The organism is Bacillus kexueae, from assembly GCF_022809095.1.
In the GTDB taxonomy this organism is placed as follows: domain Bacteria; phylum Bacillota; class Bacilli; order Bacillales; family Aeribacillaceae; genus Bacillus_BZ; species Bacillus_BZ kexueae.
The window spans coordinates 189,709-210,078 of the sequence record NZ_JALAZE010000001.1 but is presented as its reverse complement, the minus strand read 5'-3'; the positions used below and the strand labels follow the sequence as shown (position 1 = coordinate 210,078).

At 39.7% G+C, this 20,370-nt stretch carries 20 protein-coding genes; 10 read left to right on the top strand and 10 right to left on the bottom strand.

The window, feature by feature from the left end; translation table 11 throughout:
- The first annotated feature begins 27 nt into the window (after nucleotides 1-27).
- Nucleotides 28-1,608, top strand: a complete 1,581-nt coding sequence (locus ML543_RS01150; protein WP_243385318.1) for a long-chain-fatty-acid--CoA ligase — start codon at nucleotides 28-30, stop codon at nucleotides 1,606-1,608.
- 234 nt (nucleotides 1,609-1,842) lie between these two features.
- Here ML543_RS01150 and ML543_RS01145 read toward each other — a convergent pair whose 3' ends face one another.
- From ML543_RS01145 to ML543_RS01135, 3 genes are all read right to left on the bottom strand, one after another.
- Nucleotides 1,843-1,989, bottom strand: coding sequence for a hypothetical protein (locus ML543_RS01145; protein WP_243385317.1), 147 nt, complete (start codon nucleotides 1,987-1,989; stop codon nucleotides 1,843-1,845).
- Between the two features lie 96 nt (nucleotides 1,990-2,085).
- On the bottom strand, nucleotides 2,086-2,247 hold the full coding sequence (locus tag ML543_RS01140; protein ID WP_243385315.1) for a hypothetical protein: 162 nt from the start codon (nucleotides 2,245-2,247) through the stop codon (nucleotides 2,086-2,088).
- On the bottom strand, nucleotides 2,247-3,686 hold the full coding sequence (locus ML543_RS01135) for a carbon starvation CstA family protein (RefSeq protein WP_243385314.1): 1,440 nt from the start codon (nucleotides 3,684-3,686) through the stop codon (nucleotides 2,247-2,249). The genes ML543_RS01140 and ML543_RS01135 overlap by 1 nt, the downstream gene beginning before the upstream one ends.
- A gap of 282 nt (nucleotides 3,687-3,968) precedes the next feature.
- On the opposite strand from ML543_RS01135, the gene ML543_RS01130 reads away from it, so the two are divergent.
- Complete coding sequence (locus ML543_RS01130) at nucleotides 3,969-4,181, top strand: hypothetical protein (protein ID WP_243385312.1); 213 nt, start codon at nucleotides 3,969-3,971, stop codon at nucleotides 4,179-4,181.
- A gap of 146 nt (nucleotides 4,182-4,327) precedes the next feature.
- On the opposite strand, the gene amyS is transcribed toward ML543_RS01130, so the two are convergent.
- The gene (amyS, locus tag ML543_RS01125) at nucleotides 4,328-5,878 is read right to left on the bottom strand and encodes an alpha-amylase (protein WP_243385311.1); all 1,551 of its coding nucleotides are present in this window, start codon (nucleotides 5,876-5,878) and stop codon (nucleotides 4,328-4,330) included.
- A gap of 246 nt (nucleotides 5,879-6,124) precedes the next feature.
- Between amyS and ML543_RS01120 the strand changes: the two genes are divergently transcribed.
- Together ML543_RS01120 and ML543_RS01115 are read left to right on the top strand one after the other, a co-directional pair.
- The gene (locus ML543_RS01120) at nucleotides 6,125-6,325 is read left to right on the top strand and encodes a hypothetical protein (RefSeq protein WP_243385310.1); all 201 of its coding nucleotides are present in this window, start codon (nucleotides 6,125-6,127) and stop codon (nucleotides 6,323-6,325) included.
- Between the two features lie 39 nt (nucleotides 6,326-6,364).
- Nucleotides 6,365-6,679 carry a 4a-hydroxytetrahydrobiopterin dehydratase gene (locus tag ML543_RS01115; RefSeq protein ID WP_243385308.1) on the top strand — a complete coding sequence of 105 codons (315 nt, stop codon included), beginning with the start codon at nucleotides 6,365-6,367 and terminating at the stop codon, nucleotides 6,677-6,679.
- A 372-nt stretch (nucleotides 6,680-7,051) separates the two neighbouring features.
- On the opposite strand, the gene ML543_RS01110 is transcribed toward ML543_RS01115, so the two are convergent.
- The 4 genes from ML543_RS01110 to ML543_RS17080 form a co-directional block, all read right to left on the bottom strand.
- Entirely contained in the window at nucleotides 7,052-7,783 is a 732-nt protein-coding gene (locus ML543_RS01110; protein ID WP_243385307.1) for a LytR/AlgR family response regulator transcription factor, read from the bottom strand.
- A gap of 15 nt (nucleotides 7,784-7,798) precedes the next feature.
- Nucleotides 7,799-9,535 carry a sensor histidine kinase gene (locus tag ML543_RS01105; protein WP_243385306.1) on the bottom strand — a complete coding sequence of 579 codons (1,737 nt, stop codon included), beginning with the start codon at nucleotides 9,533-9,535 and terminating at the stop codon, nucleotides 7,799-7,801.
- 57 nt (nucleotides 9,536-9,592) lie between these two features.
- Nucleotides 9,593-9,730, bottom strand: a complete 138-nt coding sequence (locus tag ML543_RS01100; protein ID WP_243385305.1) for a hypothetical protein — start codon at nucleotides 9,728-9,730, stop codon at nucleotides 9,593-9,595.
- Nucleotides 9,731-9,800: 70 nt separating this feature from the next.
- Entirely contained in the window at nucleotides 9,801-10,106 is a 306-nt protein-coding gene (locus tag ML543_RS17080; protein WP_419095320.1) for a TIGR04104 family putative zinc finger protein, read from the bottom strand.
- Nucleotides 10,107-10,402: 296 nt separating this feature from the next.
- Between ML543_RS17080 and ML543_RS01095 the strand changes: the two genes are divergently transcribed.
- Together ML543_RS01095 and ML543_RS01090 are read left to right on the top strand one after the other, a co-directional pair.
- Nucleotides 10,403-10,768 (top strand): Na-translocating system protein MpsC family protein, encoded by a 366-nt coding sequence (locus ML543_RS01095; RefSeq protein ID WP_243385303.1) that lies wholly within the window; start codon nucleotides 10,403-10,405, stop codon nucleotides 10,766-10,768.
- 27 nt (nucleotides 10,769-10,795) lie between these two features.
- Entirely contained in the window at nucleotides 10,796-11,800 is a 1,005-nt protein-coding gene (locus tag ML543_RS01090) for a sodium-dependent bicarbonate transport family permease (protein ID WP_243385302.1), read from the top strand.
- A gap of 1,201 nt (nucleotides 11,801-13,001) precedes the next feature.
- Here the strand turns inward: ML543_RS01090 and ML543_RS01085 are convergent.
- The gene (locus ML543_RS01085; RefSeq protein ID WP_243385901.1) at nucleotides 13,002-14,234 is read right to left on the bottom strand and encodes an aminopeptidase; all 1,233 of its coding nucleotides are present in this window, start codon (nucleotides 14,232-14,234) and stop codon (nucleotides 13,002-13,004) included.
- Between the two features lie 143 nt (nucleotides 14,235-14,377).
- On the opposite strand from ML543_RS01085, the gene ML543_RS01080 reads away from it, so the two are divergent.
- A complete protein-coding gene (locus ML543_RS01080) occupies nucleotides 14,378-15,538 on the top strand; it encodes an acyl-CoA dehydrogenase family protein (RefSeq protein ID WP_243385301.1) in 1,161 nt (386 codons plus the stop codon).
- Nucleotides 15,539-15,564: 26 nt separating this feature from the next.
- Here ML543_RS01080 and ML543_RS01075 read toward each other — a convergent pair whose 3' ends face one another.
- The gene (locus ML543_RS01075; protein ID WP_243385300.1) at nucleotides 15,565-16,095 is read right to left on the bottom strand and encodes a DUF3267 domain-containing protein; all 531 of its coding nucleotides are present in this window, start codon (nucleotides 16,093-16,095) and stop codon (nucleotides 15,565-15,567) included.
- Between the two features lie 163 nt (nucleotides 16,096-16,258).
- Here ML543_RS01075 and ML543_RS01070 point away from each other — a divergent pair, with 163 nt between their 5' ends.
- The 3 genes from ML543_RS01070 to ML543_RS01060 all read left to right on the top strand — a co-directional run bounded on the left by ML543_RS01070 (nucleotide 16,259) and on the right by ML543_RS01060 (nucleotide 20,200).
- Nucleotides 16,259-16,963, top strand: coding sequence for a pirin family protein (locus tag ML543_RS01070; RefSeq protein ID WP_243385299.1), 705 nt, complete (start codon nucleotides 16,259-16,261; stop codon nucleotides 16,961-16,963).
- Between the two features lie 216 nt (nucleotides 16,964-17,179).
- Nucleotides 17,180-18,544, top strand: coding sequence for a sodium-dependent transporter (locus ML543_RS01065; protein ID WP_419095331.1), 1,365 nt, complete (start codon nucleotides 17,180-17,182; stop codon nucleotides 18,542-18,544).
- Between the two features lie 15 nt (nucleotides 18,545-18,559).
- Nucleotides 18,560-20,200, top strand: a complete 1,641-nt coding sequence (locus tag ML543_RS01060; protein WP_243385297.1) for a pyridoxal phosphate-dependent decarboxylase family protein — start codon at nucleotides 18,560-18,562, stop codon at nucleotides 20,198-20,200.
- Nucleotides 20,201-20,370 lie beyond the last annotated feature (170 nt).

Below are 20,370 nucleotides of genomic sequence, written 5' to 3'. Positions count from 1 at the left end.
CAAATTATTCAGTTGGAGGGATGGGGAATGAATGTACCTTTACTTGTCACACATTTTTTAGATCGTGCTGCTCGTCTATATGGGAATAAAATTGCGGTGATCGATGAAGAGAAACAAGTAACGTATGATGAGCTATACTCAAGGGTTCAACGACTCTCACACGGTTTATTCGAACTCGGTGTACGAAAAGGGGACAAGGTTGCGTATTTAGCACCGAACACGCTCGAAATGTTAGAAGGTTTTTATGGGGTATTTCAGCTTGGTGCCGTCATGGTTCCACTCAATATTCGACTGACGCCAGATGACTATTTGTACATTTTAAATCATAGCGAAACGAAAGTATTACTTGTGGATGAAGAATTGTACGCTCAAATTGAACCGATAAGAGACAACCTCTTGACGGTCCAAACCATTATTGTTCAAAATGGAGTAAAGGATGGCTGTCTATCATATGATGAGTGGATCAATCGACAACCAAACGGTTTGTTTGAACGTCCACCAATGAATGAAGACGACATTTGTAGCCTGTTATATACGAGTGGAACAACTGGAAAGCCTAAAGGAGTCATGCTTTCACATCGCAATAATTACTTACATGCACTATCAACCATGCACCATTTACGAGTTGAAGAAGAGGATGTTTATTTGCATGTATTGCCGATGTTTCATGTGAACGGATGGGGAGCACCATTTTATTATACAGCGAATGGGGCAACGCAAATCTGCTTACGAAAAGTCGATCCAGCCCAAATTTTTAACCTAATTGACAAATATCAGGTCACAGTCATGCATATGGCTCCTACCGTTTTAAATTCTTTATTGCAATATGTCGATCGAGAAAAGAAATCTATTAAAGAAGGCGTGAGAGTTGTCATTGCTGGTTCTGCACCGCCTCAAGCATTTGTAAAAAGGGTAGAAGAGGACCTAAACTGGACCTTTATTCAAGTATATGGCATGACTGAATCTTCACCGTTAAGCCTCATTTCAACCGTTCGTTCTCATATTCAAGATGCTGTCGGAAATCATTATCGTATAAAAGCGAAAGCCGGATATAGCATGATTGGATGTGAAGTAAAGGTCGTAGATGAATACGGAGAAGAAGTAGCTTGGAACGGGAAGCAAATTGGTGAAGTCGTGACGAGGTCGAACGGTGTCATGAAGGGGTACTGGAAAAATGAAGAGGCTACTGAAAAAACGATTCGAAATGGATGGTTACATACGGGAGACATGGCAACAGTCGATGAGTTTGGTCATATTGACATTGTAGATCGTAAAAAAGATATTATCATTAGCGGGGGTGAAAATATTTCGTCCATTGAAGTCGAAGGGGCTTTGTATGAACACCCACATATTCAAGAAGCGGCGGTCATTGCTATTCCGCATGAAAAATGGGGGGAAACACCTCATGCGTTTGTCGTGTTAAAACACGGCGCAAAAAATATTGCACAAGAGGATATCATTCAATTTGCAAGAGAACATTTAGCTCACTTCAAAGCTCCAACCTCCGTTGAATTTGTGAAAGAATTGCCGAAGACGGCCTCTGGAAAAATCCAAAAGGTCCGTTTACGCAAGCAATATTGGGAAGGAAAAGAGCGGTTAGTTAATTAATTGAGGGAGGAAGAAAGTCGTTGTACGGCTTTCTCCTTTTTTGTATTTGTTACAGAAAGTTCAATAAAGTGTTAAAGTATTCTCTTTACAGTGTTTTTGGGTGTCTAGCTCCAAGCGTCATCAGCTCGAGTCGCTTCGGCCCTGCTGTGGCGACGGAGGCCTCCTCGCAGGTCCTCCAGCGCCCTTCGCCTAAGGACTTGTGCTTTGAGCTTTTCTTATTTCTTGATTGTAAGTTTAATGCTCGTCGTTTTTGAAGTTATCAAGATGCTTATGATGAGTGGGCTCCCATGCAATTAATACAACATCTAATTCTTTCTCAAGTTGATCGATGCGGTCATGTTGTTCACTCGATAGTTGAGCTAAATGGAATGCATCATACATATTATCACCTCATACTTAGTTTGGCACAATAATTCAATGGACATTCATAAGCTAAAAAAATGCCGTTTGAGAAGTGTCTCAAACGGCACGATGTTTTTACGTAAAACTCATGTAAAGAGCCATAACAATAAGCGTGATTGAAGTTAGAATGCTAATTCCTTTTATCCATGGTGAAATTTCTTTTTCAGCATACTGTTCGTTTAATTTTTTCTCTTTCTCTTCGACAACTTTACGGTAATTCGGATTGCAGCAGCCCATTAGGCAACGCCTGCCACTTCGTCATCAAGCTGTAAATCTGATTTTTGTGCTTTTTTCGCACCTGTAAAGAATAAGACGAGAACAGCTATTGTCATTACTGTCGCAACGACATAAGAAACTTGTAGCGGCAACCCAAAACCGATTTGTGCATTTAGAATGTACGTAAATGTCGCCATCGTCATGAACGTCCCTGGAACAAGAGCAATCCAGTAGTTCTTTTTCGCTAAGAATAAATACATGGCTCCAACCCATAAAGCAATAACGGCTGTTGATTGGTTCGCCCATGAGAAGTAACGCCATAATAGGGTGAAATCAATTGTTGTTAAAACGTAAGAAGCTGCAAATAACGGTAGTGCAATCCATAAACGACTTGCGATTTTCTTTTGTGAAATATTTAAATAGTCTGCAATGATCATACGAGCTGAACGGAAAGCTGTATCACCTGAAGTGATTGGAAGAATGATAACACCAATGACCGCTAGTGTTCCACCAATTGCTCCTAACATGAGAGTAGCTACTTCACTTACGACTGCAGCAGGTCCACCGTTAGCTAAAATTTCGTTTAACCCTTCAGAACCATTAAATAAACTCATTGCTGCCGCAGCCCAAATCATCGCAATAATACCTTCAGCAATCATCATGCCGTAGAAAATTTTACGACCGTGCTTTTCATTTTGTGTTGTACGTGAAATAATCGGTGTTTGCGTAGCGTGGAATCCAGATAAAGCCCCACATGAAATAGTTAAGAATAATAAAGGAAAGATCGGTGCGTTATCTGGATGCAAATTCGTGAACGATAACTCTGGAATTGGCGCCCCTTGAATAATTAATGATCCACCAACACCAATTGCACTAATAAGTAATAGTGCCCCAAAAATTGGGTAAAAACGGCCGATGACCTTATCGATTGGAAGCAATGTCGCCATGATATAGTAAATGAAAATAAACCCGATAATTAGAGCTAATGAACCACCGTTCGTTAAGTTGGAAATTAATCCAGCAGGTGCGGTCACAAACACGGTTCCAACTAACAAAAGAAGTAAAATGGAAAAGGCATTGACCACATGTTTCATTACTTTTCCTAAAAATTTACCGGCTAACTCTGGCAAGTGAGCACCATGATTTCGGATGGAAATCATTCCAGTTAAATAATCATGAACGGCTCCAGCAAAAATACAACCAAACACAATCCATAAGAAGGCAACAGGGCCGTAAAGGGCACCTAAAATGGGTCCGAAAATCGGTCCAACTCCCGCAATGTTTAGCAACTGAATTAATGAGTTTCGCTTTGTGCCCATTGGGAGATAATCGACATTATCTTGATGGGAATAGGCAGGTGTTTGTCTCGTTTCATTAACACCGAAAACTTTTTCAACAAATTTCCCATACGTAAAATACCCTACAATTAATAAGATAACTCCAGCTATAAACGTGAACATTTGAATATCCTCCTCACGTCAAGAATGTATGCGTTTACATACATATTAGCAACAAAAATGAAAATTTTGTGAATTTATGCGTAACATGTCTCAATACGAGACTAACATGTGTGAAATGAAACCTAACGTGCTAAAGACTAGTCCGTGACAAAAAATATAAAAATATGTTAGAATAAGGAATATAAGGTTTTAAATGGCTTTAATATCAAGAAATTACTTATTTGTCTGAAAAATTTAACTATACAAATAAAACATCTATTATTAACAGGAGTGAACGAGAAAATGAACGAAGTCATCGGTTTCTCACTATTTATGTTTGCCATCTCGTTTATTATTTCAGGGAACTGGCATTCAAATAAAAGGATTAAAGGAATCGGATTTGGGTTACTTGCTGTAACGGTTATATACATAGCTCCTAACTTTTTGGAAGGATTTATCGAAGGGTTTCAAGATGGCTGGAGTGGAATCGGAAAAGAGTTGAATATTGGGTTGTAGTCACAGTCTATTAAAAATATGACTTTAAGGCTGTCCTATAAGCTCAACCATCAAATTCGATGGATGACACTTTGCCGCCACCTATCTTTAACAGAAGGAAGTGGAGAGGAACTCATTGCTTTTTCTCCACTTTCTTCAATTTATTTTTATTGCTGAATATATACGGATACGGACCCACCGTTTACATAAAACTGTCCCCAGCCATCATTATTAATCGTTACTTGGTGCGAACTATTTCCTGTTATATCAATCCATGTTTCACCTGCGTTTTGTTTCCCTACATACATCCACTTATAGCCGCCAGGTCCATCTGTTATCAAAGTTGCCAGACCAGAGTTTGGATGAGAACCATCACCTTCGCGCGTCCAGCCAATAATATCCCAATGGTCAATATAATCATGCTGCGTACCATAAGCGTAATCTTTTCTCGCTTGCAATAACGGATCCAGTTCATCTCTTAACGCTGGGATTTCATTTGCTGTGCCTCCATTTGTTCCATAATAATCTCCATAAAACAAACTAGGATATCCTTCTTCTCTCGTTAAGATAAAAGCATAAGCAAGCGGCTTAAACCATGATTGAACGAATGATTCTAATGATTGACCAGGTTGTGAATCGTGATTGTCAACAAACGTTACGGCTTTCACAGGGTTAGACTGAACCAATGTTCCATTTAAAATATTGCGCATATCATAGTAACCTCCACTATTGGACGCTTCATGGAAGTTGTAATGTAAAGGGACATCAAAAGCAGAATGGGTATAGCCTGTTTTCGCTAAGTAATTTTGAATTTCACCTAAATCGTTCTTCCAATATTCTGCAACGGTAAACATCTCTTTTCCGGTATTTTGACGAATCGTTGTTAGCCAGTCTTGTAAGTAGGAAAACTTAATATGTTTGACGGCATCTAACCGAAAACCATCTAAGTTCAATTCATTTGCATACCATGTACCCCAATTTTTCATTTCTTGCTGTACTTCTGGGTGATCGAAGTCCACATCGGCAAACATTAAATAATCGTAGTTGCCGTTTTCAGATGATACTTCCCAATCCCATGCTTTTCCTATTCCTCTAAATTTATATAATCGGTTTAAGCTACGAGACTCGTCCCAATCCGTTCCGTCAAAATGGTACCATCTCCATTTAAAATCTGAATATTGGTTGTTTCGTCCTGCGAAATTAAAGCCTGTCCAAGCTTCAATCGTGTATTCACCTGATGTTTCCTGATTACGGTTATTCCAGTCAACTTCAACTGCTGTTACGGTCTCAGTATAATCTGCACCACCTTTATGGTTCATGACGACATCTCCATACACGTTAATTCCATTTTGTTTTAAGGACGAAATGGCTTGTTTCAATTCGTTTTTCGTCCCATATTTTGTTCGAACTGTCCCTTTTTGATTGAACTCACCGAGATCATATAAATCATAAGCACCATAACCGACGTCGCTTTGAGATGTTCCTTTATAAGCGGGGGGAATCCATACAGCTGTAATACCTACGTTTTTCAAATGATTTGCGTCTGCGTTTAGACGGTTCCAATGGTTTCCATCATTAGGTAAATACCATTCAAAATATTGCATCATGGTACCGTTTGCACTCGCTGCTTGGACAAATGACGTTTGAATAGGTGTAGCAAAGAGGATTAGCGCAACGAAAGTGGTTATCCAATGCGTTAAAAATTTTTTTCTCTTCATCACATCATCTCCTTTATATGAAAACGTTTGCATTAACTAGTGTAAAATGGATTGTTGGAAAAATCACGAAATAATTTCTTAATTTTCGAAAAATAATCCTTCATTCCTACTATGAGCTTCTCTTAATAGGAAAAAAGGGATAGACGAACGAGAATTTTACCCTGAATGTTGCCGACAAGATTTAACAAACATCTACCAATAAATGTTATAATAGTAGAGAGTTTTTTTATTTCGGATTAGGGGTTGATGATACAAATGTCGGCTTTTAACTGGGGAGATATCATTTTTCAAACGTTCATGTTTATTAGTTTACTTGTCATTCCGATTGGGATTGTGTTATTCATTTTCGCATCCCGCAAACGTAACAAAAAGATCCAGCAACTAGAAGAAAAAATCGACCAGCTAATTAAGGAAAAAGACGAAAGGAAGGGTGAAGGAATCCGTTGAATAAAATATAAGAGACGATTGTGAAGGGGAGGAGAAATAATGAGAAAATTGCAGGCTGATGAAATTCAGCAACTTCTACATAAAGCACAGGGCTGGAAACTCGTAGAGGAAAAATGGATAGAAAAAAAGTTCCGGTTTAAAAATTATTTGGATGGTATTGAATTTGTTCAAAAAATTGCAAACTTATCGGAAGAGGTCAATCATCATCCTTTTATCTCCATTGACTATAAACTTGTCAAATTGAAGCTTTCATCGTGGAGTGAGAATGGATTAACGGATTTGGACTTTGAGTTAGCTGATCAATACGAAACGTTATTTGAAGAAGTGACAAAGACTAAATCGAATCCAGTGTAACGTAAATTTTTTTCATCGAAGAGACGGATTTGGCATTGTTAAGAAACATACATGATTTTACACTCACACCCCGGACATGAAAATTTATTCTCCCCGGGGTTTTTTCTTTCTACCATCTACCTATCATGATTGTTCATTCAGCTCATCGGTAATTTTTATTTTCACAGAAAAAGCGCAAAGCGCAAGTACTTAGGAAAGGGTGCTGGAGGACCTGCGAGGAGGCTTCCGTCGCCACAGTAGGGCCGAAGCGACGCGAGCTGATGGCGCATTGCGCTAGACACCAAAAAAACGGTAAAGAGAATCCTTTAACACTTTATTGAACTTAAACTTTCTGTAACAATAAAAAAGGTGCAAAAATTCACTTGCACCTTTTTATAATTCCAGCTTTTCTCGTAGCGCTTTGACGTAATTTCGGCTCACGGATAGCTGTTCATTTCGGTCTCGTAATACAAGTTGATAAGCACCGTTAAACCAGGGGATCAATTTCGTTACGTAATGTAAATTCACGACATAACTTTTATGTATGCGAAAAAAAGAATAAGAAGCTAAGCGTTGTTCGAGTTCCTTGAGCGGCGTTTTGACATTATATTCTTTCTCTTTACAGACAATCTTCGTAACACGTTCATCTCGGTAAAAATAGTAGATGTCATTCGGATGTAAATAATGAATTTGATCATCTCCTTCTACCGCAAGTTTTGCATATGTTTGGTCTATAAGTGGGGGAGTAGCAGGAAGTAATCGGTTTTGAATGCGCTTGACAGTTTCATCGATCTGATTTTCATCAAATGGCTTTAAGATGTAATCAACCGCTTCATAACGAAACGCTTCCGCTGCAAAATCAGGATATGCGGTTGCAAAAATTAAAAGTGGCGATTTCTTTAAGTTCTGCAACGACTTAGCTACATCCATCCCGTTCATTTTCGGCATTTCGATATCTAAAAAAAGGCAATCGGGTTGATGCTCAATTGCCTTTATTACTGCGGATTCGCCTGAGTCTGCTTCGGCAACGACGCGAATGAACTCATATTTTGATAGAAGATGAGTTAGTTCTTCTCGGCTGTACCGTTCATCATCGACTACCATAACCGTTATGGAAGATGCCATTGACGTTCCTCCTTTCTAAAGAGAGTTGTTATGAAATATGGTAAAGGTAATTTCCGTTCCTTGTTGAGGCTGGCTACTTATGATGAGTTTCGATTGTTCACCTAGCATCATTTTGAGACGGCGGTTTACATTATAAAGGCCTAATCCAGTACTGCTAGTAGAATGGATAATTTGTTCTCCGATTATTGATAATGTTTCTTCGTCCATCCCCTCTCCATTATCAATGATTCGAACGATCGTTTTATTGTCTTCTCGCTTAATATCTATGGAAAGAAAGCAATCTTTTTCTTTATTTTTAAATGCGTGTTTCAACGCATTTTCAACAAGTGGTTGTAACGTTAAAGGCGGTATCGATGTTTCGAAAGCTCGTTCGTCAATCGAAAAGTGGACGGTTAATTTATCTACAAACCGCGCTTGTTCAATCGACAAATACGATTGGACATGCTTTAATTCATCACCGATGGTCGTCCAGCTTTTCGTCGTACTAGATAAATTTTGTCTAAAAAATTTTGACAAGTCAATGAGTAATTGTCTCGCTTGATCAGGGTTTGTTCGAATAAGAGACACAATAATATTAATAGAATTAAATAAAAAATGTGGTCGAATCTGAGCTTGTAGCGCTTTGATCTCCGCTTCCTTTGCTAATTGCCATGCCGATTCGGCTTCTGCAAGTTCAAGCTGTTGGCTTAAAAGGGCGCTAAGTCCACGGATTAGCTCAAGGGTAATATGGGAAATGTCACTTTCAGTCTTAAAATAAAATTTTAATGTCCCTGTTGTAACATCTCGCTGCTTCAGTGGAGCAATAACGACCGCTCCGAGCGGACAATTTCGTTCCGTACACTGAATTTCCTGTTTTTTCAAGACCATCATTTGTCCATTTTCAATCACTTTTCGAGTCGCTGAAGTTTGAATAGGAAAATTCGGTTTATGGTGATCATCTCCTGTTCCAACGTGAGCTAAAATAACGTGTTCGTTCGTCATCGCAACTGCTGAAGCATCGACTTCCCGAAAAATAATTCGGCAAACCTCTTGAGCCGATTTTGTAGTTAAACCGGCGCGTAAAAAAGGAACGGTTCGTTCTGCTAACGTAAGCGATTTCTGCGCAGCGACCGCCGCAGCTTTCTCTTCTTCCTTTAATACACTTTGGATAATAAGTAAAAATAGTGCCGACCCAAGACCGTTTGCAACAATCATCGGCAAGGCAATTTCTTCAACGAGTGAAACGGCTAAGTGAAAGGGACGGGCAATCAGAACAATAATCATCATTTGCACCGCTTCTGCGAAGGCGCCGACAAAAAGAGCGGTAGAAATGGAAATCGCTCGTTTTTTTTGGTGAAAGTAAGCGGCAATCGCTCCTGCAACAATGGCGGAAATCCCGCATGCAAGAGCAGTATACCCGCCGAGTGAGAAGCGATGAAGCCCGGCAATTAAACCGGCACCAATTCCAATTTTATACCCACCAATCAAGCCAGCCATAATAATACCGATTACGCGAGAATTGGCGATTGCCTCTGACTGATGCAAGTCAAACATCCAACGATTGAATTCTTGCGTTTCCGCATTAAATGAAATTCCTGTATACGTTCCAATGATTCCAAAGACGCCAAAAAAGATAATAGCAATTAATTGCTGCTTTCTCGTAATTTGTTTTGATTGAATCATTTGTCGGAAAAACCGAAGTCGCGTCATAATAAAAGCAACCGTAACAATAATGCCAATCCTCTCAAGCATTGTTAAAAGCAAAATAAGCATAATGTTGTCGCTCCTAATGTTTAATATGCTTATTTTACCATGAGCGGAATAGAAAAATTAAGCTTGAACAAGTGAAAGAATGAAAAGGATGGCTGTGATGAAAAGGGCAAAGCCTAGTTGGAAAGAAAAGCGCTGAATACGTTTTTTCACTAATTGTCTCGTCTGTTCAATGGCTAAAGTACGTTCATCCATCATGAAAAATCCCCTCCTATCATACACTATATGTGCTAACAGAAAGGGAGTATGACAAGCATAAATCATTGATTTACCATAGTGGTTCTTCTTCATTCGAATAATGAACAAATCTTGGACTAGCGAATAAATACAGCAAGGAAAAGAGGATGTAGGTAGGAATTATGACAACTGCTTTAATGTTTGTAAATGTTATAAAAAGTAAAAAACAAGCGGTGATGATTCCTTGAACCAAGCTGATATGCGAACGGCTTTTTTTAGTCATATAATGTTTTGCTCCACAATTCGTACAAACGAGAGGGCGATTAAAAGAGAATAAATTTCCTATTATTTGTTTATAGGAAAACGAAGAATGACAGCTGCAACACGTTTGATTCATTTCTATCACACCTTTCATTATGAATAACGAAAGAAAAGCTTAGACAGTTTCATCGAATTGTAAAACAATTGACACAAAATCAAAAGTGTACTATATTAATAGTAACAAAAGTGAATCCGAGAGATATTTTTTTAGCTTCTTATGCAATTTTGTTTTAGCATACCACCAATGCCACCATTGGTGTTATGAAAAAACAAAATTGGTACATAATAAGTGAAGGAACAAGATAAATCGGTGTATTTCTTAAGCTATTACTAGTTTAAGGGGTACACCGTATTCTTTTTTGGAGGGAAAACATGAGTCGTACGAAAGGATTTGTAGAATCTGAAATTAGCAAAGCCATTACACAATGGGAAAAAGACTTTTTAGGAAGAGGTTCGCTTTCAGTTAAAACGGACATTTTCCGAGACATGATCATTGTCAACCTACGTGGGATATTAACGCCTGCAGAATATTTAGTTTGCGAAACGAAAGAAGGCATGCTCTCGATTAAAAAGGTGAGATCAAACCTTGTTGAATCGGGTGTAGAAGACTTGAAAAAAATCATCTTTGAAATTACAGGTGAAGAGGTTAGTAGTTTCTTCACCGATATCAGCACTCGTACAGGAGAGCGGATCATGGTATTTAAATTGCAAAATAACTATGAAAAAACCTTTTCTTAATTTTCGTTTTTCGGGGGGATTGTTTCAATGAGTGACATTATTTTGCAAAACTTATTATCACCAGTCGTTTTATTTTTCGTCTTAGGGGTATTTGCGGCTGTTTTTAAGTCTGATTTAAAATATCCGGCAGCTTTAAGCGAAACGTTGAGCATTTATTTACTAATCGCAATTGGATTAAAGGGTGGAATAGAGCTTTCACACTATTCACTTGAAACGGTTATCGGTCCGATTTTAGGTGCTCTATTTCTTGGGATGATTATCCCGATCCTCACACTAATCGGTCTGCGGTTTTTAAAGCTTGATATGAAAAACGCAATCGGTCTAGCAGCAACCTACGGATCAATTAGTATTGTAACCTACGGAGCGGCGATTTCCTTTCTTGAGAAAGCAGGCACATCTTACGAAACTTTTATGAATGCCATTGTCGTTCTTATGGAAAGTCCAGCAATTTTCGTTTCTTTATTACTATTAAGTGTCTTAAAAGATAAACAAAATGTTTTAAACCTTTCACACCGAAATGTTGGCATCGTTCATAAAGCACTTCCGTTTGATGCGGAAGTCATTCGCGAAAGCTTATTTGGAAAAAGTGTACTTTTATTATTAGGAAGCTTGATCATCGGTCTCGTACTCGGTGAGCGTGCAGTGCCAACGGTCGAACCATTATTCATGGACTTATATAGTAGCGTCCTTATCTTATTCTTATTAGGCATGGGACTATCAGCCGGCGAACGAATTTCCGAAGTGAAAAAGCATGGAATAAAACTAATTGCATTCGGAATGATTGCACCGCTCATATTTGGAACACTTGGCGTTACAGTTGGCTACTTCGCAGGTCTATCACTAGGTGGAATGACATTAATGGGTGTCCTAGCAGGAAGTGCATCATACATTGCTGCACCTGCTGCGTTAAAAACATCCGTACCCGAAGCCAATCCATCGATTTACTTAGGCCTATCTCTCGGCGTCACATTTCCATTCAACTTAATCATCGGTATTCCGATTTATTACGAAATCGCAAAATTCTTTCAATAACAGGAAAAATGCAGAGGAAGATTCACTCTTCCTCTGCATTTTTTTTATAGCGTTATAAGACCGATCGAGTATCAGCGCACAAGGGAAGGATGGTTCGCACATAGGTAAGTTGAAGTCGGGCATAGAGGAAGTGAAGTCGCGCATAGGAGAGATGACCGCGCGCATAGGGAAGCTGAATCCGCGCATAGAGAAGTAGACCGCGCGCATAGAGGTGTGAAATCCGCGCATAGGGAAGTAGACCGCGCGCATGGGTGAAGCGAAGTCGCGCATAGGAGAGCAGACCGCGCGCATAGGGAAGCGAAGTCGCGCAAAGGAAAGCAGACCGCGCGCATAGGGGAAGTGAATTCGCGCAAAGGTGAGTTGAGCGCGCATAGAGGAAGCGAAGTCGCGCATAGGAGAGGTGACCGCGCGCATAGAAGTGAAGAGTCCGCGCATAGGGAAGTAGACCGCGCGCATAGGTGAAGCGAAGTCGCGCATAGGAGAGATGACCGCGCGCAAAGGTGAAGCGAAGTCGCGCATAGGAGAGCAGACCGCGCGCATAGGGAAGCTGAATCCGCGCATAGAGAAGTAGATCGCGCGCATAGGGAAGAGAAGTCGCGCAAAGGAAAGCAGACCGCGCGCATAGAAGTGAAGAGTCCGCGCATAGGAGAGCAGACCGCGCGCATAGAGGAAGCGAATTCGCGCATAGGAGAGCAGACCGCGCGCATAGGGGAAGTGAAGTCACGCATAGAGAAGTAGACCGCGCGCATAGAGGTGTGAAATCCGCGCATAGGGAAGTAGACCGCGCGCATAGGGAAGCGAATTCGCGCAAAGGAAAGTAGACCGCGCGCATAGAAGTGAAGAGTCCGCGCATAGGGAAGTAGACCGCGCGCATAGGTGAAGCGAAGTCGCGCATTGGAAAGCAGACCGCGCGCATAGGAGAGCAGACCGCGCGCATAGAAGTGAAGAGTCCGCGCATAGGGAAGTAGACCGCGCGCATAGAGGAAGCGAAGTCGCGCATAGGAGAGCAGACCGCGCGCATAGAAGTGAAGAGTCCGCGCATAGGTGAAGCGAACCCGCGCATAGGAAAGCCAAAACAGCGCATAGAATTAACAACCTCGCGCAAAGAAAAAATCTCGAACAGAAGATAAACAAATCATTCGCGAAAGTCGTCAATTTGAAAAAGCGGGAGCACCCATTAAGGGCTCCCGCTTTTTCACAATTAAAATGCCCAATTTCCTTTTCGGAAGATTGGTGTTGTCGTACCATCTGGTAAGATTCCGTCGATATCCATTTCGGCAGAACCGATCATAAAGTCTACATGTGTAATGCTTTGGTTTAAGCCGTTTGCTTCCAATTCTTCCTCTGACATCGATTTTCCACCTTCAATGCAAAAGGCGTAGGCGCTACCGATTGCTAAGTGGTTGGAAGCATTTTCATCAAATAGTGTATTGTAGAATAAAATGTTTGAATTTGAAATCGGTGATTCATGTGGAACTAAAGCAATTTCACCTAAATAGTGAGATCCTTCATCCGTTTCAACTAATTTCTTTAAGATTTCTTCACCTTTTTCTGCTTTTACTTCGACGATTCGGCCGTTTTCAAAGGTTAAAGAGAAGTTGTCAATGATGTTTCCGCCGTAGCTTAGCGGTTTCGTACTTGAGACAACGCCGTTAACGCCATCTTTTTTCGGAACGGTAAAGACTTCTTCTGTTGGCATATTGGCCATAAATTCAATCCCTTGTTCGTTAATGCTTCCTGCCCCTACCCAAAGGTGCTTTTCAGGAAGCTCGATCGTTAAGTCTGTACCTGGCGCTTTATAGTGGAGTGCTTTTAGTCGTTTTTCGTTTAAAATATCCACTTTTTCATGTAATGATTGATCATGTTGTTTCCACGCATCTACAGGGTCCTCAACATCGACTCGTGTCGCTTTAAAGATAGCATCCCATAATTTATAAAGACGATTTTCATCTCGCTCATCTGGGAATACTTTTTTGGCCCAGTCTTCGCTTGCAGCGGCAATGACTGTCCAGCTCACTTTATCGGATTGTATGTATTTACGGAATGTGTTTAATGCTTGTCCAGCCGATTTTTGGAAAGCGGAAATTTTTTCACCGTCAACACCTTTTAATAAGTCCGGACTTTGTGAAGTGACAGAAATAAAAGCTGCACCACGTTTGGCTAATTCTTCACGTTGTAATTTCTTCCATTCAGGAAATGATTCGAACGCTTCTGTTGGTGCCATTTCATATGTAACGCGAGTTAATTGATCGTCTGACCAATCGACGTGAACATAAGACGCACCACATTCGTAAGCTTTTTTCGTCAACTCTCGGACAAGTTCCGCTGCCTCAATGCTTGCTGTAATCAATAATTCCTGCCCCTTTTGAATGTTAACACCAACTTTTATCGCTAGCTCTGCGTATTTTGATAATTGTTGTTGAAAGTTTTCCATCATTTTGACTCCTTTCCGCTATCATCCATCTCATTTTACCAAACATTCAAAAGGTTTCATAATATTTACTTCGTAAAAATCAAATTCCTCCACTTTTCGCTCAACTCCTTTTACAATGAAAGGTAGAGAAGGAGTGAATTGGAATGAATGTAGATATTTTTGTAAATGGGAAGCTTGAGAAGTGGATACGTCAAATTGAAGAATGGAAGGATATTTTCGAAGCACGTGCCATTGAAAATGATCGGGATGCAACGTTTCCATTTCAAAACTTTAATGATCTCAAAAATCATGGTTTTTTCCAATTAACAGTACCGAAAAAATATGGGGGAGAAGAGGTTTCTTTATATGAATTTCTATTAATACAAGAATATTTAGGTGAAGCTGATGGGGCGACGGCTCTTTCACTCGGTTGGCATAACGGCATTGTGATGAAAATACGAGAAGACCAATCATGGAATGAAAATGCATATGAATCTATTTGTCTTGAAATTGTCAAGCAAGGTGTTTTAATGAATAGCTGTGCGACTGAACCAGCATCAGGAAGTCCTGCAAGAGGGGGAAAGCCACAAACAGTTGCGACAAAAGTTGGCAGCGACTATATAATCAATGGACATAAAACATTCACCTCCCTTGCCCCAATTCTCGATTATTTCATCGTTACAGCAACCATTGAAGATTCAGGGGAAGTAGGAGAGTTTCTCATTCCGAGGGAGAAAGAAGGCTTATCGATCAAACCGACGTGGGATACATTAAGTATGCGAGCGACTCGAAGTGATGATTTATTATTGGAAAATGTCCGCGTGTCGAGTGAAGCGCTCGTCTCGATTCGAAAGAATTCCAAAGAAAAAAAGCCTCAAGGATGGCTTTTACATATTCCGGCATGTTATTTAGGAATCGCAAAAGCAGCACGAAATGTGGCCGTGGACTTTGCAAAAGAGTATACGCCAGGAAGCCTTCGTCATCCAATCAGTGAGATACCTGAAGTTCGAAGGAAAGTAGCGCTCATGGATATAGAAATTAAAAAAGCGAGACATATGATGTACCATGTTGCAAAACTATGGGATGAAAAGCCTGAATTACGCTCTCAGTTGGGGGACGAATTGGCGTCAGTGAAACACGTTGTGACCAATAGTGCAGTCGAAATTGTTGATATAGCAATGCGATTAGTTGGAGGTCAAAGCTTACACCGGAGTTTTCCGTTAGAGCGCTTATACCGTGATGTCCGTGCTGGCCTACATAATCCTCCAGCAGATGATTTAACATATATGATGATTGGTAATCGCGCGTTTGAGGAGAACAACTAACACGCGGATGCACGCGTGTTAGTCCCTTATCTTTCAAATACGGTAAATTGCGGCTTAGTAGGATGGTCCATAACGAGTGAATGGTTGTCAAAAGATCTTAATTTTTGGTATAAAATAAAATCTCCAATGCAGCCAGAAATTAAAATGGCGCCTAATAATGAAAGGCCCAGTTCATTTATACTTAATCCGATTAGGAGGGGGAGCATCCCTGTCGGTATAAATGGAAGAAAAAGCGCTTTTTTCATCGCATGAACAGGTATTGGCTTTTTCGCGTGTGTATGGGCTACCATCATTTTTAAATTAAATCCCCATTTTATATCATTCAAACCGACCTTACCAAAAAGCTTGAAACCGAGAAGATGAAAAAACTCATGAAGAAAAATAAATCCAAAAACACCTATAAGAAACCATCCGATGGACGCAAACGTTACTGTTAACACGATTTCTCCATGGATCATGGAGTGAAGAGTGAGTGTTAAAAACAATGTTAATAAACTAACAAGCCCACCAAAAACTTGTACTTTTAGCATCGAAATTTTTACGACATGTTCTTTCATTTCGCTTCCTCCTTCACATTCCTATCTATTTAACGAAAATGTAAGTAGTTAAGTTTCAATGATTACAGGAAAAGTTTAACCAAAATTGACAAAACCAAAGAAATCTTATAAAATAATCTTGAAATCAAAATAAAAGAATTCGAGATAAGGTGGAGTTATATTAATGATTCAAATTATTCGAGCTAATGACCGGTTTTTTGCGAATCACGGGTGGTTAAAATCGTATCACAGCTTTTCTTTTGGTTCTTATTATGATCCAAATAATATGAATTTTGGTCCGTTACGTGTACTAAATGATGATTATGTTGCGCCGTTGAGAGGCTTCGGCGCGCATCCACACGAGGAGATGGAAATAGTCTCGATTGTGTTAAAAGGATATTTACGTCATGAAGATAGTACAGGGGAATCTGCAACGACTACGTTCGGAGGAGTTCAACGGATGACAGCTGGAACAGGGGTTATTCATTCAGAAGTGAACCCGTCAAAGGACGAGGAAGTGAACTTCTTACAGTTGTGGTTTTTACCTGAAGAAAAAGGGCTTACCCCATCATACGAAAATACAACATTTTCAATTGAAAAAATGAAAGATGATTGGCTTCCAATTGTGACAAAAAATCCACAGTCAGCTGAAGTGGCCCATATTCATCAAGACTTAACCATTTATTTAACAGAAATGGACAAAGGAATTGAGCGTTCATTTGAACAATCAAAGCAACGAAAAACGTTCGTATTTGTCCTTGAAGGAGAAGTGCTATTAAACGGAGGGCATACGCTAGGAAAAAGAGATTCTGCAAGAATAGATCAGGAAGAAAACGTAACATTCACCGCTACCAAATCAGCCCAGATCATGTTGATTGATTTACCGTAGTCTAATTGTATACGAAAAATGCGAGTGCCCTGAAGCGCTCGCATTTTTTATAGAGAAATAGTAAAAATATTATTATATTAAAAACATATAAATCGTTCTTAAATATCAATAATTTTAAAAGTGTTTACGTATTGAAAAATTTTGTTAAAATAGTAAATATCCCTAAACATTTGGGTGAATTTACCGATGAAATATGTGTAAAAAATAATGAAAGGTGTGTGCTTCATGAAGCATGAACAATGGGCTTCTAAGCTAGGCTTTATATTAGCTTCTGCAGGTGCAGCTATCGGCTTAGGAGCAATGTGGAAATTCCCATACGTTGCGGGAACAAGTGGAGGTGGCGCTTTCTTTTTACTGTTTTTATTTTTTGCTTTATTTTTAGGCTATCCTCTTCTCGTTGGGGAATTTACGATCGGCCGTCACGCACAAAGTGATGCTATACTGACATACAAAAAACTCGCGCCCAATACATATTGGTTTTTGACAGGCTGGATTGGGATTGTAGTAAGTTTTATCGTTTTATCGTTCTACAGTGTAGTAGGCGGGTGGATTTTACTTTATACCGTTAAAGCGATGACTGGTCAATTAAGCGGTCTAACTCAAGAGGAGTACGGTGCACTATTTGGATTAATTATTTCAAGCCCTGTTGAACCGCTTATTTCACAATTTATTTTTATTTTGCTAACAATTATCGTTGTGGCAAGTGGGATTCAAAAAGGGATTGAACGTGCGAGCAAATGGATGATGCCTGCACTATTTGTGTTGTTTATTGTCCTAGTTATTCGCTCATTAACGTTAGATGGAGCAATGGAAGGACTGAAGTTTTTATTTGTTCCAGATTTCAGTGCCATTACTTCAAGTACGATTTTATTTGCACTTGGTCAAGCTTTTTTCACGTTAACATTAGGGGTATCGGTTATGGTAACGTACAGCTCCTACTTAAGTAAAGAACATAGCTTGCCAAAATCAGCTGTATCTATTGTTATATTAAACATTGTTATTGCTATGTTGGCTGGTATGGCCATATTCCCGGGAATTTTCACGTATGGTTTTGAACCTGGGGAAGGGCCAGCACTTGTATTCATTGTCTTGCCGGCTGTCTTTAACCAACTTCCATTCGGAATCTTTTTCTTAACTATTTTCTTACTGTTATTCTTATTTGCAGCCCTTACGTCTGCTTTTTCAATGATTGAGATCATTGTTGCTGCCATTGCGAAAGATGATGCGAAAAAGCGGAAAACGGCAACATGGGTAATCGGAATTCTTATTTTCATCGTTGGAATCCCATCATGTTTATCGTTTGGGGCGATGAGTGATGTCACATTTTGGGGCAAAACGGTCTTTGACTTAATGGACTATGTTGCAAGTAACATTTTAATTCCAATTGGCGCTTTATGTATTTCGTTGTTCATTTCTTTCAAAGTGCCAGTTAACACGTTAAAAGAAGAAATGGAGCAAGGGTCATCGATCGGCCAAACTTTCTTTAAAATTTGGTTCTTCTTAATTCGATACGTAACACCAGTTGCGATTATTATCGTCTTTTTAGATACGCTTGGACTATTAAACTTTTTAAAATCTTAATGGAGGATTAACAGCATGATGAACGTAAATGATTTGAGAACATGGTTTCCAAGTATTGATGGAAATGAAGAACAGCGAAAGATACTGTTAAGCGGGATCGAACGGATTATCAGAGAATTGGACGAGATGAAAGATCCTGAAAAACTAACATTAGGTGATATGCCGAACTATACGGAAGATTACTACAACAAAATTGCAGAAAAAAGCATCGTACCCGAAGCTGGTGCCAATTATGATGATGTTATTTCCTCTATTATGGAGCTTTCGAAAGGGCATCGCTTTATCAATCGAAATTACGTTGCTAATGCAACACCACTTGCCAATGTTGCAAGTATTTTAGGGAACTTGTTAATGGTTCTGTTAAACGGAAACAACATTTGGGATGTAGATGGATCTGCTGCTGCTAACGCAGAAGTTCGAGTTACGAGCATGCTTTCAAAAATTGTAGGATACGACCCAGATATGAGTTCAGGGTATACGACATGGGGAGGACAAGGAGCCGTTTTTAATTCACTTAGAATGGCAATAGCGAGAATGTTCCCGCATTCAAATGAAACGGGCGTTCCGAACAACTTGTATTGCTTCTGTTCAGAGCTTTCGCACTTTAGCTTGTATAAGTCGATGGAAGCGACAGGAATCGGTACAAATAATTTAATACGGGTGAAAGTAAATCCTGACCATTCAATGGATTTAAATGATCTTCGTGAAAAGATGGAGGAAGTCATTCGTAAAGGTGGCATTCCGCTATATGTATTAGCGACCATGGGGACAACGGACACATTCGGCATTGATGATTTAAGTGCGATTAAAACATTGACGACACAGCTAGAAGACCAATACGGTTTAGCTCCAATTTTCATTCATGCAGATACAGCAATGGGCGGAATGTACACGTTCTTTAACGATTACGATTACGAGAAGAACCCTTTACAGTTTGAAGCCGAAGTGGTTGAGGTATTAAAAGGATATACAGCGAAATTTAAACATATCCATTTAGCAGACAGCATGGTGTTTGATTTCCACAAGCTTGGTCAAACTCCGTACATTACGAGCTTATTTCTTGTGAAGGATAAAATGAACTTCCAATATGTAGATTTAGATCCAGAAGAAACGCCTTATGTAGGGAATCGTGGATATGGAAGCTATCATACGAGTTATACGCTAGAATGTTCTCGAATGGGAAGCTCCATTGCCATTTACGCATCTCTCCTTGCCTTTGGAAAAGAAGGGTATCAACAATTGTTGGCAAATTATGTTCGAGTGAACCTACAATTCCGGAAACGTCTGTTAGAAGTATTTTCAAATGCGGCCGTAACGAATGAAGTTGCCCCGGTGACAACGTTCCGCTTTTATCCGAATGAAGTAATTTGGGAAAAGGAATTACAAGGGCAGGCAACGTTAAGTGAATTGCAAGAAGTAAACGAATTTAACGATCGATTCGCCGAGCTCATTGGGATTCATCGTGATACCATTTATTTCGGTAATACGAAAAAGCAACGAAAAGTACATGTCATTGACCATGACGAGCGTCAATCGGTTTATGCTCATAAACTATATACCGTATCTCCATATACGACAGTGGAGGATGTTGAGCATTACATTGCTTTCTTAAAACAATATATGGACATTCATACGAAAGAACTTGCTTATGCATAAGGCAAAAGGTGGTCAAACGACCACCTTTTTATTTTTGTTACAGAAAGTTTAAGTTCAATAAAGTGTTAAAGTATTTTTGGTGTCTAGCTCCAAGCGCCATCAGCTTTGGGCGCTTTGCCTGCCATCTGGAGTGGCCATCATTCGTTTTCAGTGAATATAATGGTCACACA